This window comes from Kribbella sp. NPDC051936 (assembly GCF_040680955.1).
Taxonomy (GTDB): Bacteria; Actinomycetota; Actinomycetes; order Propionibacteriales; family Kribbellaceae; genus Kribbella.
The window spans coordinates 334485-347347 of record NZ_JBFAXS010000006.1 but is presented as its reverse complement, the minus strand read 5'-3'; the positions used below and the strand labels follow the sequence as shown (position 1 = coordinate 347347).

Annotated in this window: 15 protein-coding genes and 1 tRNA gene; 9 read left to right on the top strand and 7 right to left on the bottom strand. The window is 69.8% G+C overall.

Translation table 11 applies throughout. From position 1 onward, the window contains the following. Window positions 1–86 precede the first annotated feature (86 nt). A complete protein-coding gene (locus AB0L64_RS22765) occupies window positions 87–1169 on the top strand; it encodes a LacI family DNA-binding transcriptional regulator (protein WP_363712955.1) in 1083 nt (360 codons plus the stop codon). A 1-nt stretch (window position 1170) separates the two neighbouring features. Next, window positions 1171–1980 carry a TrmH family RNA methyltransferase gene (locus AB0L64_RS22760; protein ID WP_363712953.1) on the top strand — a complete coding sequence of 270 codons (810 nt, stop codon included), beginning with the start codon at window positions 1171–1173 and terminating at the stop codon, window positions 1978–1980. A gap of 11 nt (window positions 1981–1991) precedes the next feature. Here the strand turns inward: AB0L64_RS22760 and AB0L64_RS22755 are convergent, their stop codons facing one another. Further along, on the bottom strand, window positions 1992–2786 hold the full coding sequence (locus AB0L64_RS22755) for a methyltransferase domain-containing protein (protein WP_363712951.1): 795 nt from the start codon (window positions 2784–2786) through the stop codon (window positions 1992–1994). Window positions 2787–2953: 167 nt separating this feature from the next. Here AB0L64_RS22755 and AB0L64_RS22750 point away from each other — a divergent pair, with 167 nt between their 5' ends. Both AB0L64_RS22750 and AB0L64_RS22745 read left to right on the top strand, forming a co-directional pair. Further along, on the top strand, window positions 2954–3250 hold the full coding sequence (locus AB0L64_RS22750; protein WP_359939711.1) for an antibiotic biosynthesis monooxygenase: 297 nt from the start codon (window positions 2954–2956) through the stop codon (window positions 3248–3250). Next, window positions 3247–3981 (top strand): isocitrate lyase/phosphoenolpyruvate mutase family protein, encoded by a 735-nt coding sequence (locus AB0L64_RS22745; protein ID WP_363712949.1) that lies wholly within the window; start codon window positions 3247–3249, stop codon window positions 3979–3981. Before AB0L64_RS22750 ends, AB0L64_RS22745 begins: the two co-directional genes overlap by 4 nt. Here the strand turns inward: AB0L64_RS22745 and AB0L64_RS22740 are convergent. Further along, window positions 3978–5237 carry an AlkA N-terminal domain-containing protein gene (locus AB0L64_RS22740; protein WP_363712947.1) on the bottom strand — a complete coding sequence of 420 codons (1260 nt, stop codon included), beginning with the start codon at window positions 5235–5237 and terminating at the stop codon, window positions 3978–3980. The genes AB0L64_RS22745 and AB0L64_RS22740 overlap by 4 nt on opposite strands. An 84-nt stretch (window positions 5238–5321) precedes the next feature. Between AB0L64_RS22740 and AB0L64_RS22735 the strand changes: the two genes are divergently transcribed. From AB0L64_RS22735 to AB0L64_RS22725, 3 genes are all read left to right on the top strand, one after another. Further along, window positions 5322–5864 carry an AAA family ATPase gene (locus AB0L64_RS22735; protein WP_363712945.1) on the top strand — a complete coding sequence of 181 codons (543 nt, stop codon included), beginning with the start codon at window positions 5322–5324 and terminating at the stop codon, window positions 5862–5864. Between the two features lie 110 nt (window positions 5865–5974). After that, entirely contained in the window at window positions 5975–6658 is a 684-nt protein-coding gene (locus tag AB0L64_RS22730) for an RraA family protein (RefSeq protein ID WP_363712943.1), read from the top strand. Next, entirely contained in the window at window positions 6655–7446 is a 792-nt protein-coding gene (locus tag AB0L64_RS22725; protein ID WP_363712941.1) for an aldo/keto reductase, read from the top strand. Before AB0L64_RS22730 ends, AB0L64_RS22725 begins: the two co-directional genes overlap by 4 nt. Window positions 7447–7545: 99 nt before the next feature. Here the strand turns inward: AB0L64_RS22725 and AB0L64_RS22720 are convergent, their stop codons facing one another. After that, window positions 7546–8430 carry an LLM class flavin-dependent oxidoreductase gene (locus AB0L64_RS22720; RefSeq protein ID WP_363712939.1) on the bottom strand — a complete coding sequence of 295 codons (885 nt, stop codon included), beginning with the start codon at window positions 8428–8430 and terminating at the stop codon, window positions 7546–7548. A 92-nt stretch (window positions 8431–8522) separates the two neighbouring features. Here AB0L64_RS22720 and AB0L64_RS22715 point away from each other — a divergent pair, with 92 nt between their 5' ends. Next, window positions 8523–8939: a MarR family transcriptional regulator gene (locus tag AB0L64_RS22715; RefSeq protein WP_363712937.1), complete on the top strand. Its 417-nt coding sequence runs from the start codon at window positions 8523–8525 to the stop codon at window positions 8937–8939. 242 nt (window positions 8940–9181) lie between these two features. Here AB0L64_RS22715 and AB0L64_RS22710 read toward each other — a convergent pair whose 3' ends face one another. From AB0L64_RS22710 to AB0L64_RS22695, 4 genes are all read right to left on the bottom strand, one after another. After that, window positions 9182–9694, bottom strand: coding sequence for a YciI family protein (locus tag AB0L64_RS22710; protein ID WP_363712935.1), 513 nt, complete (start codon window positions 9692–9694; stop codon window positions 9182–9184). A gap of 58 nt (window positions 9695–9752) precedes the next feature. Continuing rightward, entirely contained in the window at window positions 9753–10844 is a 1092-nt protein-coding gene (locus AB0L64_RS22705; protein WP_363712933.1) for a hypothetical protein, read from the bottom strand. 87 nt (window positions 10845–10931) lie between these two features. Next, window positions 10932–11828: a hypothetical protein gene (locus AB0L64_RS22700; protein WP_363712931.1), complete on the bottom strand. Its 897-nt coding sequence runs from the start codon at window positions 11826–11828 to the stop codon at window positions 10932–10934. A gap of 331 nt (window positions 11829–12159) precedes the next feature. Beyond that, window positions 12160–12242, bottom strand: a tRNA-Tyr gene (locus AB0L64_RS22695). 82 nt (window positions 12243–12324) lie between these two features. Between AB0L64_RS22695 and AB0L64_RS22690 the strand changes: the two genes are divergently transcribed. Further along, complete coding sequence (locus AB0L64_RS22690; RefSeq protein ID WP_355482351.1) at window positions 12325–12816, top strand: YajQ family cyclic di-GMP-binding protein; 492 nt, start codon at window positions 12325–12327, stop codon at window positions 12814–12816. The last annotated feature ends 47 nt before the right edge of the window (window positions 12817–12863 follow it).

Here is a 12863-nt window from a genome sequence, read left to right as displayed (position 1 = left end):
CGACAAGCTGTCACTGGACTTTCGGCGAGACCTGATGCATCGTTGCACTGCGATACGGCAGCACCACGGGGTGACAGAATGCGCGGGTGGGCGGTGAATTGAGAACTGGCGAGGTGACGATCCAGCAGGTCGCGACCGAGGCGGGCGTCTCGCCGAGCACGGTGTCGAACCTGCTCAACGGGCGCAACCACCGGATGCTGCCCGAGACCCGGCAGCGGATCGAGCGCGCGATCGACAAGCTCGGCTACCGGCCGAACCGGGCCGCCCGGCAGCTCCGGACCGGCCGGAACACCACGATCGGGCTGGTCGTCCCGTCGGTGGGCAACCCGTTCTGGGGTGCGCTCGCGCGACACCTGGAGTCCGCGGCGCTGGCCGAGGGGTACCACGTCCTGCTCTGCAACTCCGAGCGCGATCCGCGCCGCGAGCGCGACTACGTCGACGAGTTGTGGGCCGATGGCGTCCACGGCGTCGTACTGTGCTCGTCGCTGCCGTCGCTCGAGCACGTGATGCCGCTCGTCGAGCGCGGGCTGCAGCTCGTCGCCTTCGACCGGACGTCGCAGGCCGGGGATCCGGCGTCGCTGGTCAGCATCAGCGTCGACAACGCGATCGGCAGCCAGCTCGCCGCGCAACACCTCACCGATCTCGGGCACCGCCGGCTGGCGTTCGTGTCCGGCGCACTGGCGAGCGTCAACCGCAAGGAGCGGTACCGCGGGTTCACGGCCGCCCTCGAGCAGGCGGGGATCGACCCGGCGACGTCGGTGCGCGCGCCGGTCAAGGGCGACGCGGACGACTTCGGTGACGTCGAGGCCTCCGAGCTGGGGCGCGCCGCCGCGGCCGAGCTGCTGGCGCTGGAGGAGCCGCCGACCGGGATCGTCGCGATCAACGACATGTGCGCGCTCGGCGTGTGCCGCGGGCTGCGCGACGGCGGGCTCGAGGTGGGCAAGGACGTCTCGGTGGTCGGCTTCGACGACATCGTGCTCGCGGACCTCTACGCGCCGACGCTGACCACGGTCCGGCAGCCGATGAAGGAGATGGCCGCGGCCGCCTTCACGCAGCTCCGGGCCCGGCTCGACGACTCCGGGCCGACGCAGGGCCAGTCGTTGCTGTTCCGTCCGGAGCTGATCGTGCGCGAGTCGACCGCGCCGCCGGCGGAGCGGACGCCGTCGTAAAATGAGCCCGGTGCAACGGATCTCGTCGCGGAACGCCCGGTTCCAGGTGTGGCAGGCGTCGCTGACCAATCGCACCAAGCGGCAACGGTCCGGCGAGTTCCTGGTGCAAGGCGTCCGGCCGATATCGGTTGCCGTCGACAACGGCTGGCCGGTGCGCACGGTCATCACCGACGCGTCCCGCCCGTTGTCCCGCTGGGCTTCGGACCTGCTCGGCCGGCTGCCGGACGTCGAGCGGGTCGCGATGGCGCCGGAGCTGCTGGCCGAGCTCGGCGAGAAGGACGATCCCGAGCTGATCGCCGTACTGGAACTGCCGGCCGACGAGCTCGAGCGGATCCCGGTCGGGCCGGAGTTCCTCGGCGTCGTCTTCGACCGGCCGACCGGACCGGGGAACATCGGGTCGATCATCCGGTCCGCCGACGCGTTCGGGGCCGACGGCGTGATCGTGACCGGACACGCCGCCGACGTCTACGACCCGAAGGCGGTGCGCGCGACGACGGGATCGCTGTTCGCGGTCCCCGCCGTCCGCGCGCCGTCGCATCGCGAGGTCCTCGACTGGGTACGCCGGTCCGCGGTGCCCGTCGTCGTGGTCGGCACCGACGAGCACGGGCCGACCGACGTGGACGCCTTCGACTTCACCCAGCCGGTGCTGCTGCTGATCGGGAACGAGACAGCCGGCCTGAGTACGGCGTGGAAGGACGCCGCCGATCACCTGGTCCGGATCCCGATCACCGGATCAGCGAGCTCGCTCAACGCCGCCAACGCCGCGACCGCCGTCCTCTACGAGATCTCCCGCCAGCGCCGCGTCCGCTAGCGCCGGTGGTCTCACGCCCTGCAGAGGATCTCGCCGTGCAGGATCGAGATCGTGGCGTCGGGGGTATCCGTCCAGGTTCGCCAGGCCTGTGAGATCGCGGTCAGCGTCTCCTCCGGTACGCCGGACGCGCGCGCCTGGTCCGCGAGCGCCGACTGGAGGATCCGGTCCGCCCACATGCCGCCCCAGAACGCACGGTCCGCGGGGTTCGTGAACGCCCAGGTCGACGTGGTCGCCTCGACATTGTCGAAGCCGGCCGCGAGCGCCCACGACAGCAGCCGCCGGCCCGCGTCCGGTTCGCCGCTGTTGGCGCGCGCCATCCGCTGGTAGAGCTCCATCCACTCGTCCAGCTCGGGAAGCTGCGGGTACCAGACGAACCCGTGATAGTCGGAGTCGCGGACCGCGACGATGCCGCCGGGCTTGCAGACGCGCCGCATCTCCCGCAGCGCCTGCACCGGATCGGCCACGTGTTGCAGGACCTGGTGCGCGTGCACGACGTCGTACGTGTCGTCGGGCAGGTCCAGCGCGTGGACGTCACCGACGACGAACTCGACGTCGAGATCCAGGTTCTCGAACGCTGCCCTGGTGATGTCGAGCGCTGCGGCGTTCGCCTCCAGCGCCGTCGTCCGGCCGGGCCCGACCAGGCGGGCGAGATCGGCGGTGATCGTGCCGGGACCGGCGCCGACGTCGAGCAGCGACATCCCCGGCCGCAGCTGCTCGAGCAGGTAGCCGGCCGAGTTCTGCGCGGTCCGCCAACTGTGCGACCGCAGCACCGACTCGTGGTGGCCGTGGGTGTAGACGTTGTTCATGCCAGGCTCCTTTGCCCTCACCGATCGCGTCCCACGCTAATCCAGAATCTTGCTGAATGAGACATATCGTCTTGTTATTCGAGACGAAGTTCATGACCGAATATGGCCGGACCGGACCGCCCGGACGCGCGAACCTTGCAGTACTTCGCAACCCAGGGAGGAATCCGATGCTGGCAAAGGTGTTTCCGATCAAGCTGAAGGACGGCAACCAGGCGGCCGCCGAGGCGATCGTGCAGGAGTTCGCGCCGAAGGGGCCGGGCGCCGAGGAGGGCACGCTGTCCTTCCGGGTGTACCGCGACCCGGCGACCCCGGATTACCTGTTGTTCGTCGAGCACTTCGCGGACCAGGCGGCGTACGACGCGCACACCGGGTCGGCGGCGTACAAGGAATTGATCGCGGGCCGGTTCGCCGACCTGATCGTCGAGTTCGTCGAGGTCGACCACGAACTGCTGGTCAGCCTGTGAACGACCTGGCACGGCAGCTGCGGGAACTGCACGGGCAGCCGGCGCTCGTGCTGCCGAACGCCTGGGACGCCGGCTCGGCGCGGGCGATCGAGGCCGCGGGCGCCGCGGCGATCGCGACGACGAGCACAGGTGTCGCCTGGGCATTCGGCGTCGACGACGCGGGCGAGCTGACGCAGTCGGCGGCGCTCACGATGATCCGCGCGGTGTGCGCGGCGGTCTCGGTGCCGGTGACGGTCGACGTCGAGGCCGGGTACGGCGACGTCGCGGGCACTGTCGCCGCGGTGCTCGAGGCAGGCGCCGTCGGCATCAACCTCGAGGACAGCACCGAACGAGTCCTCGACGAACCGGACGTGCACGCCGCGCGGATCAAGGCGGCCCGCGCCGTCGACGCCGGCCTGGTGATCAACGCACGAACCGATACGTACCTGTTCGGCGACCGGACCGGAACGATCGAGCGGGCGAAGCTGTACGCCGACGCCGGCGCGGACGTGCTGTTCGTACCGGGCGTGGTCGACCTGCCGACGATCGCCGGACTCGTCCGGGACTCGCCGCTGCCGCTCAACGTGATGGCCGGTCCGGGGGCGCCGTCGGTCGCCGAGCTCGCGGAGGTCGGCGTGGCGCGGATCAGCGTCGGGCCGGCCATCACCAGCGCGGCGTACGCACTCGCGACGGCCGCGGCCAAGGAGCTGCTGACCAGTGGCACCTATGGGGGAATGACCGTCGGAGTCTAGGCGACGAGCTGGTAGACGGCGGCGAGCGAGCGCCATGGGCGGAGGTGCTCGACCTCGCCGCCGAGCGGCCAGGCGTCCCGGGCGCCCAGGCGCAGCGCGATCTCCTGCGCCGCTCGGCGGCTGACAACAGTCTCCAGCGCCGGGACCAGCGTCTCCGCGTCCGCCAGCCTGATGTTGCCGTTAGCAACTTCCCGGGCGAACGGCCCGATCATTTCCGCCGCGGCCAGCGCCTCCGGCCCGGGGAACGCGTGGGTCAGGCCATGGCCGAGGCCGGGCACCGGCACGCCGTACACCTCGACGAGCTTGCGCAGCGCGTCGCTCGACTCGTCCGGAGCGAGCCGGTCCCGGACAACGGCCTGGACGGCGACCTCGAACGGGCCCCACGCCCCAGGCACGCGAACGCCGGGCCGCGCCGTCACCAGCGGCCCGAGCTCCGGATCCGCGGACAAGTGCGCACGCGCACGGACCGGCTCGCAGTCGAGCCCGACCAGGCGCGCGGCCCGGTCGACGACATGGATGACGCCCTCCCAGAACGGCAGGTGCGCGCGCAGGATCAGGTGATCTTCGCCGCCCGCACCGATCTCCAGCAGGCCGGGCTCGCCGTCGAGCGAGATCGTCCGCCGGTACACACCGTCCACGACCGACTCGACGCCCGGGACCGCCCGCGCACCGAGATACGAACTCATGGCCTCCCAGTCGTACGGCGGGGTGAACGGCAGCCGCAGCACCAGCCCGCCGTCGGCCGCGAGGCGATCGCCGCGGCGGCGCCGGTCGCGCAGCTCCCGCGGCGTGGCCCGGAAGATCTCCCGCATCGCCCGGTTGAACTGCCGCAGGCTGCCGAACCCGGCCGCGAACGCGACCTCCGCGATGCCGAGGTCGGTGTCGTCCAGCAGACGGCGCGCGAAATGCGCCCGGCGGGAGCGGGCGAACTGGTCCGGCGTGACCCCCAGGTGCTCGTGGAACATCCGCCGGAGGTGCCGCGCCGACACCCCCAGCCGCGCCCCCAACGCCTCCTCGCCGGCCTCGTCGAGCAGGCCGGCGATGATCAGCTGCACCGCGCGGCAGACCAGCTCGGGGGTCTCGTCCGCGACCGTCCCGGCCACCCGGTACGGCCGGCAGCGCAGGCAGGCGCGATACCCGGCCGCCTCCGCGGCGGCAGGCAGCTCGAAAGTGCTCACGTTTTCCGCCAGCGGCTTGGCTCCGCAGCCCGGCCGGCAGTAGATCCCGGTCGTCCGCACCGCCGAGTACGTGGTCACGGAAGCCACGCTAGAGGCGGCCTCCGACAGTTCCTGACACGCGGTTTACACCGAGCGCCCACGGTGACGGATAAGGTACGGCGGGTGCAGCCGAAACCGATGCTCGTCGTGGTCAGTGGTCCTCCCGGGACCGGCAAGACGACGCTGGCGCACCGGATCGCGACGGCGATCGGCTGCCCGGCGATCTGCCGCGACGAGATCAAGGAAGGCATGGCGCACGCCACCCCCGGATTCGTGCCGGGCCCCGGCGACCCGCTGACGATGCGCACGCTGTCGACGTTCTTCGACGTGATCGGCCTGCTGGTCGGCCGCGGTACGACGGTGGTCGCGGAGGCGGCGTTCCAGGACCGGTTGTGGACGCCCGGCCTGAGCCCGCTGCTCGGCCGCGCCGACCTCCGGATCCTGCACTGCACGGTCCCGGCGGAGGTCGCGCTGCAGCGGATCACCGCCCGGACGACCAGCGACCCGCGCCGGGCGGCGCACGAGGACAAGCAGATCAGCCCGGACGCGCGGCTGCGGACCCACAACGCCTTCCAGGCCGTCGATCTCCCGGTTCCCTCGCTGATCGTGGACACCACCACCGAGCCGCCGCTGGACGAGATCCTCGCCTTCCTCCGCCGGGAGTGAGGTACCTAACGACAGGACATGCCCCCACCGGGCGCGGTTCGGGAGCAGACTGCGAGCGGGGAGGGCAGAGAGACCTCCTGTCGTTGGGCACCACCTGAGGAGTGATGGGCATGCTGGAGCGGTTTGCCGGGCTGACGACGGCGCATGTGGCCGATGCTTGTCTGCGGGCCAAGGTTCCCGTGCGGACAGTCTCGTTGACGGCGGTGACCGGCAGCCGGGTCGCGGGCCGGGTGCTACCGGCGCAGCACGTCGGAAGTGTCGACGTTTTCCTGGAGGCGTTCGAGTCCGCGGCCGACGGCGACGTACTGGTCGTCGACAACGGCGGACGGCGGGACGAGGCCTGCGTCGGCGACCTGGTCGCGCTGGAGGCCGCGGCCGCCGGTGTGGTGGGGATCGTGATCTGGGGACTGCACCGGGACACCGTCGACATCGCCGCGATCGGCCTGCCGGTGTTCAGCCTCGGCGCCTTGCCGACCGGTCCGCTGCGGCTCGACCCGCAGCCGGCCGATGCGTTGTCCACGGCAACGATCGGCGACTGGACGGTGACCCGGGACGACGTCGTCCTGGCGGACGAGGACGGCGCGATCTTCGTCCCGGCGGATCGGCTGGAGGAGCTGTTCGGGCTGGCGGAGTCGATCCGGGACACCGAGCGCCGGCAGGCGGACGCGATCCGGGCCGGGCGGTCGTTGCGCGAGCAGGTGAGCTTCGCGCAGTACCTCGAGCGCCGGGCCGCCGACCCGTCGCTGACGTTCCGGCAGCACCTGCGCGCGGTCCGAGGAGCGATCGAGGAATGACCACATGGCAGTTGGGTGACGTCGCCGTCGGCCGGCTCGGTTTCGGAGCGATGCGGATCAAGGCCGGCCCGGATCGACCGGCCGCGCTCGCCGTACTGCGTCGCGCGGTCGAGCTCGGCGTCAACCACATCGACACGGCCGCGTTCTGCGGGTCCGCGAACGAGCTGATCCGCGAGGCGCTGGCGCCGTACCCTGCCGATCTCGTGATCGTGACGAAGGTCGGGCCGGGCACCGATCCGGAGCGCGGGTTCTACAACGCGACGACAGCCGCGGAGCTGCGCGAGCAGGTGGAGACCAATCGGCGGCAGCTCGGCGTCGACCGTCTGGACGTCGTGAACCTGCGGATCACCGGCGACGGCTCGCTCGCGGAGCGGTTCGGGTGGCTCGTGGCGCTGCGGGACGAGGGTCTGATCCGGCAGCTCGGCGTCTCGAACGTGCGGCTCGAACACGTCCGGGAAGCGCTCGCGATCGCGCCGGTCGTGTGCGTGCAGAACAGCTACGCCCTCGACCGCCGCGGCGACGAGGACGAGGTGATCCGCTTCTGTGCTGAGCAGGGGATCGCTTACGTCCCCTTCGGATCCATCGCCGACGCCGCCTCCTCGGCCGCCGTCGACGCGGTCGCCGCGGCCCGCGACGCCACGCCGCAGCAGATCCGCCTCGCCTGGACGCTGCACCGCTCCCCCAACATCCTCGCGATTCCCGGCACCGGCAGCGTCCGGCACCTCGAGGAGAACGTCGCGGCCGGCAAGCTCGAACTGTCCGCGACCGACCTCGCATCCCTCAGCTGATCCCTCGCGTCGCTCGGCTGGTCGCGGCCGACCTCGCGTCCTTGGCTGGGTCGCGGCCCGCCTCGCGTTCTCGGCTGGGCTCGGCCGGCTTCGCGTCGGTCAGCTGATTGCGGCGCGGACGGCGGGGACGACCTCCTGCGACCAGCGGGAGAGCTGCGTCTCGAACGGGTCGGTGCCGCGCGGAAACAGCGTGAAACCGCCTGCGTCGTGGTTGAGGATCGCGTCGGTGAGCTCCTCGACCCATTGCGCCGGCGATCCGCCGAGCCAGCGCCCGTCCTCGTCGCGGGTGCGGGGCAGCGGGGTCGCGGTGATCGCGCCGGGGAAGTTGTAGACGGTCGCCACGTCCGACGGTTTCCGTCCGGCCGACAGGGCCGCCTCGTCGATGATCGGGCGGGACCAGCGGTACCGGTCGCTGAGCCAGTCGGCGGCATGGCCGGGGATCCAGCCGTCGGCGTTCCGGCCGGTCGCGGCCAGCGATTTCGGGCCGTTCGAGCCGGTCCAGATCAGCGGCGCGGGTACGGCGGCCGGGCGGAGCGCGCCGATCGGGTAGTGCTTCGTCGGCGTCGGCGTACCTCCGTCCGACAGTGAGTGGACGAGCTGCATCGCCTCCTCGAACGCCTCGACCGCCTGGGCCGGGCGCAACTCCGGCACCCCCATCATCGTGATCCGGTCCCACGCTCCGCCGGCGCCGAGGCCGAGGACGAAGCGGCCGCCGGACAGCGCCGACAGCGAGGTCGCTGTCCGGGCGAGGACCGGCGCGGGTCGTAGCGGCAGGTTGGTCACGTTCACGAACGCGGACAGCCGCTCGGTGCGTCCGAGGACGAACGCGATCGCGGCGTACCCGTCGAGCATGTCCGCGACGTACGGGTGGTCCGCGAGGCTGACGTGGTCGAGACCGTCCCGGTCCGCCTGCTGCGCCAGCCGGACGATCGCGCCGGCCTCCCGTACCGCGTCCGGCGAGCCGTATCCGAACCGCACGTTCATGTCGTACTCCTCAGGTAGTTCGCTGTTCTAACTAGTTGTAGCACGAATCATTCGAACCACAAACTATTAGGGCAGCGGACTATCATGGAGGCATGGTGACGACGACGGCCCGGGACACCGACCTCGCGAGTGCGCTGGTGCAGACCATGCACCGCCTGCAGGACGTGCACGCCGAGACCAGTCGCCCGCTCGGCCTCACCCCGCAACAGGCGCACCTCCTGTGCGTGCTGATCGCCGGACCGCTGGGCATGACCGAGCTCAGCCGCATCCTGAGCATCGAACGCTCCAGCCTGACGAGCATGGTCGACCGCCTGGAGCGCCGCACCCTGGTGGCCCGCATCCCCAGCCCGACCGACCGCCGCGCCTGTCAGATCGAGTTGACCCCCGAGGGCCTGTCCCTGGCCCACGACGCCCACAACGCCGTCGTCGACCGCATCAACACCCTGACGGCAAACCTCCCCGCCACAACCCGCCAAACCCTGGCAACCGCCCTGCAATCCATCATCTGATGACCTACCGGTACGTCGAGCGCTCGGGCGCACGCATCGCGTACCGCCAAGATTGCCTACCTCGGCACGACCGACCCCGCGATCCGGCGTTTCCGGCGGCTGCGGCCGGTGCTGGAAGGTATCGGGTTCGAGTACCTGGAGTTCGACGGGCTGAACCACATGAACGTGCGGGCTGGGCGACACCTCGGCTGACGGCCGGCGCGTCGCCCAGGTTGTCGCGGATCGTCTCGTCAGCGGGTGAACTACCGCCGGCCGCCGAATTCCCAGGGGTGGATTTCGGCGGCTTCGGCCTGGATCAGTGCGGCGGCTGCTTCGGCGGACGGGGCTTCCAGGAGTGCGGCGCGGCCGATGTGGGTGTCGCCGTCGAGCAGGTCGCCGTACATGATCAGGTGTTCCGAGGTGAGCGGTCGCGGGGCGTCCTTGGTGACTGCCAGGTAGCGGCGTTCAGCCTTGCCGGTGAAGTCCCACATCGTGCGGCCTGGGTAGTGGTTGCGGAAACGGTGGATCTCCACGGTTTCGAAGGCGCCGGCGCGATAGTACGGCTCGTCGTACGCGAAGGATCGGACCGCCTCGTCGTCGGGCAGGTCGACGATGTGCAGGCTGCCGGTGGTCCGTTCGCCGTCCTCGGTCAGCGTCGGGCCGCGGGCGATCAGCCCGTCGGCGTACCCGTCCATGAAGGTCCAGTGCTCTTCGTTCAGAGCGACCTTGATGTCGAAGCCATCCACCGTGTCCCGGCCGTAGACGAAGTACTCCATAGGCAGACCCTACGGAAGTACCAGGCCGGTCGGCCGGGGCACGGTGCTGGGAGGCGCGTCAGCCGTTCGTGGCGAGGTGGAAGCGGAGGATGGTGTCGTAGTCGATGACCTCCACGCCGGCGGCCGGGGTGACCGGCTCGTGGGAGGAGACGATCAGGACCTGGCGCGGGTCGGCGACGTCGACGTCGTACTTCGACTTCACCTGCGCGCGGTTCTCCGCGTTCTTCAGGTACTCGGCGTACTGCGCGAGCTCGGCCGCGCTGTCCTGCACCGGCGTACGGAAAACGCGGCGCCGCTTCTTTCCGTTCACGGAGTCGACGACCGGGAGCTCGAGCCGCCCGACGATGTGGTTGCCGTCGGAGCGCTCGAGGATGAAGTCCGGGTGCAGGTCGCCGAGCGCCGGCCGGCGGACCAGCTTCGTCGCGTCGAACGCCGACAGCAGAATGCCCTCGTGCTTGTCCAGGAAATCGTCGACGCCGCTGTCCTGCAGGCCGTGCGCGAGGTAGGTGCTCTCGAACGCGTCGGCCTTCAGCGCGGCCGGGTCGATCGGCAGGCTGATCGTGCCCACCGGGTCGAGGTGCGGGCGGGAGTTGATGTAGTTCCGCAGGAAATCGAGGTACTTGTCGGCCGGCTCCGACCGGTGGATCGCCAGCGCGAAGAACACCCAGTGCGCCCGCAGCGAGTCTCCCGACGTCTGCACGAGCAGGGCGCGGTCGAAGGTCGAGTAGTTTCCGGGCGCGAACCGCAGCACCTCGTCGGCCGGGCCGACGACCTCTTCGCCGAGCATGTTTCCGGCCTGCGGAAACTGCTCGACCAGCGTTTTCCGGCCGGCCTCGGTCGCGATCGTCGCGTCCTTGAACCAGTTCTGCCCCTGCAGGTTCGCGACCACGGTGCGGCCGCCGCCGAGCCCGAAGTACTCCTCGATGCTGCCCACCTTCTGCCGCCGGACCTCGAGGCTGCGGTACTCGCGGCTGAGCCCGACGAGCTCGAGGATGTTCCAGTCCGGCGTCTCGGTCAGCACCATCATCCGCGGGAACAGCATCGGCCCCGGCAACTCGCTGCGGTGACTCACCGGCAGATGCCCGGCCACTCCCTTGAGGTGCTCCCCCCAGAACTGACCGTTCACCTTCACGAACTCGGTGGGTTTCATCGTTCTCCTCGCTCAGACACTCCGTCGCAACCTTCAACTCCCGCCCGAGCCGACCCTATTCCCTGCGGTCCGAGGCCGACGAGGCCGTTACTCGCCCAGGAGGATGTCCTGGAATCCGACCTGAGAGGTGTGGTTCAGCCCGTTGAAGACCGCCGGCACCTTGCCGTACGACACCATCGCGGTGGCTGTGCCGTTGAACTTGCTGAAGCCGTACTGGTAGCCGGCCTGGGTGTCGTGGTCGACGGCGATGATGACCGTCGGGCCGTTGACGCCGCACTTGTTGACGGCCAGCGACTCGAACGCCGCCCACCCGGACTTCCGGACCAGCTTCACCACCGGCTTCGCACCGGCGGTGATCGGGATGTGGATGGTGTAGAGCGCGCCGGCCGTCGTCGTCATCAGCAGGGTGTCGTACGTGCGCTCCTCGCTGATCATCGTCATCGCCTTGAAGCCCCGGAAACCGGCGAACGAGCCCGCCGACCGGTAACCGGTGCCGTTCGGGGCGTAGCGGTACAGGTTGCCGTTGGTGTTCAGGCCGTACAGGTACGCGGGCCGGGACCCCTTGAGGGGATAGTTCGAGGTGGCGATGGACTTGAAGCTCCCCCAGCCGGTACCGACCCGAACCGCCTTCGACTGCCACGGCCTCGACCCCGAGAAGACGGTCGTCTGCCGGTACAGGTTCGAGCCCAGCAGGAACAGGCCGAAGGCGTAGTACTGCGTGCCCGTGGCGTTCCACGCCAGGTACCACCTGTCCATGTAGCGGCTGGCGAAGAACTTCGAGTACACGTACGGCGGCGTCACCGGGGTCGGCGGCTTGTGCGCGGTGATGTCGACCGTGTCCACGACGTTCGCCTTGGTAGGCCAGACGACCGAGTTGTAACACACCTGCGCCGCAGCGGCGGGCGCCGCAGAAGCAGTGGTAGTGGTGCCGGCAGCCACCAGTCCGAACGCAGCCAGAGCAAGTGCACAGCGCCGAAGCTTCATCGAGCAGTCCTCCCCAGAACACCTGACCGGAGGCCTGACCCTACACATCAACCCGCGAGTAACCGGCGAACCCACCCCACCACCGAGCGAGCGAAGCGAAGCGCAGGGATCCGGAGCTAACAGGCAAACCCGCCCCAACCGCCGAGCGAAGCGAAGGCACGGGACCGGAGCTAACAGGCAAACCCGACCCCCACCGCCGAGCGAAGCGAAGGCGCAGGGGGTGCGGGTGGCGGAGCCCCCGCCTGCGGCAAGCGAAGCGCAGCCGCACAACACGACGAAGGCGAGGCGGTCAGCGCAGGAACTGCGCGACACACCTCGCCCATCGCCTTCGTGGCGGGTGCAGGGTTCGAACCTGCGTAGGCATACGCCGACAGATTTACAGTCTGCTCCCTTTGGCCGCTCGGGCAACCCGCCAGGGTGCTGCCGGTTCGTGAACCGGCGTGGGAGACGATACAACAGGTAGTGGCCCTGACAGCAAATCGGAAAGGAAGTGCCCATGGCTTCGGAGTCCTCCTTCGACATCGTGAACAAGGTGGACCGTCAGGAGGTGGACAACGCCGTGAACCAGGCGGCGAAGGAGATCAGCCAGCGGTTCGACTTCAAGAACGTCGACGCCGGGATCAAGTGGTCCGGTGAGGCGATCGACATGCAGGCGAACACCGAGGAGCGGGTGAGTGCCGTCCTGGACGTGTTCAAGGACAAGCTGGTGAAGCGGCAGATCTCGCTCAAGGGGCTGGAGGCCGACGAGCCGAAGCTGTCCGGGAAGATCTACAAGATCAACGCGACGATCGACGCCGGGATCACGCAGGAGAACGCGAAGAAGATCTCGAAGCTGATCCGCGACGAGGGCCCGAAGGGCGTCAAGGCGCAGATCCAGGGCGACGAGCTGCGGGTGTCGAGCAAGAGCCGCGACGACCTCCAGGCCGTCCAGTCGCTGATCAAGTCGCAGGACTACGACTTCGCCGTCCAGTTCGTGAACTACCGCTGACCCATCTGCCCGGTAATCGGCTCGCTACCGAGCTGTTTGCCGGGCAT

Bases quoted from the DNA above. Each gene is read 5' to 3' on its own strand.
- AB0L64_RS22760 (WP_363712953.1), top strand. From the start codon at position 1,171: ATGAGCCCGGTGCAACGGATCTCGTCGCGGAACGCCCGGTTCCAGGTG.
- AB0L64_RS22755 (WP_363712951.1), bottom strand. From the start codon at position 2,786: ATGAACAACGTCTACACCCACGGCCACCACGAGTCGGTGCTGCGGTCG.
- AB0L64_RS22750 (WP_359939711.1), top strand. From the start codon at position 2,954: ATGCTGGCAAAGGTGTTTCCGATCAAGCTGAAGGACGGCAACCAGGCG.
- AB0L64_RS22730 (WP_363712943.1), top strand. From the start codon at position 5,975: ATGCTGGAGCGGTTTGCCGGGCTGACGACGGCGCATGTGGCCGATGCT.
- AB0L64_RS22725 (WP_363712941.1), top strand. From the start codon at position 6,655: ATGACCACATGGCAGTTGGGTGACGTCGCCGTCGGCCGGCTCGGTTTC.
- AB0L64_RS22720 (WP_363712939.1), bottom strand. From the start codon at position 8,430: ATGAACGTGCGGTTCGGATACGGCTCGCCGGACGCGGTACGGGAGGCC.
- AB0L64_RS22715 (WP_363712937.1), top strand. From the start codon at position 8,523: ATGGTGACGACGACGGCCCGGGACACCGACCTCGCGAGTGCGCTGGTG.
- AB0L64_RS22710 (WP_363712935.1), bottom strand. From the start codon at position 9,694: ATGGAGTACTTCGTCTACGGCCGGGACACGGTGGATGGCTTCGACATC.
- AB0L64_RS22705 (WP_363712933.1), bottom strand. From the start codon at position 10,844: ATGAAACCCACCGAGTTCGTGAAGGTGAACGGTCAGTTCTGGGGGGAG.
- AB0L64_RS22700 (WP_363712931.1), bottom strand. From the start codon at position 11,828: ATGAAGCTTCGGCGCTGTGCACTTGCTCTGGCTGCGTTCGGACTGGTG.
- AB0L64_RS22690 (WP_355482351.1), top strand. From the start codon at position 12,325: ATGGCTTCGGAGTCCTCCTTCGACATCGTGAACAAGGTGGACCGTCAG.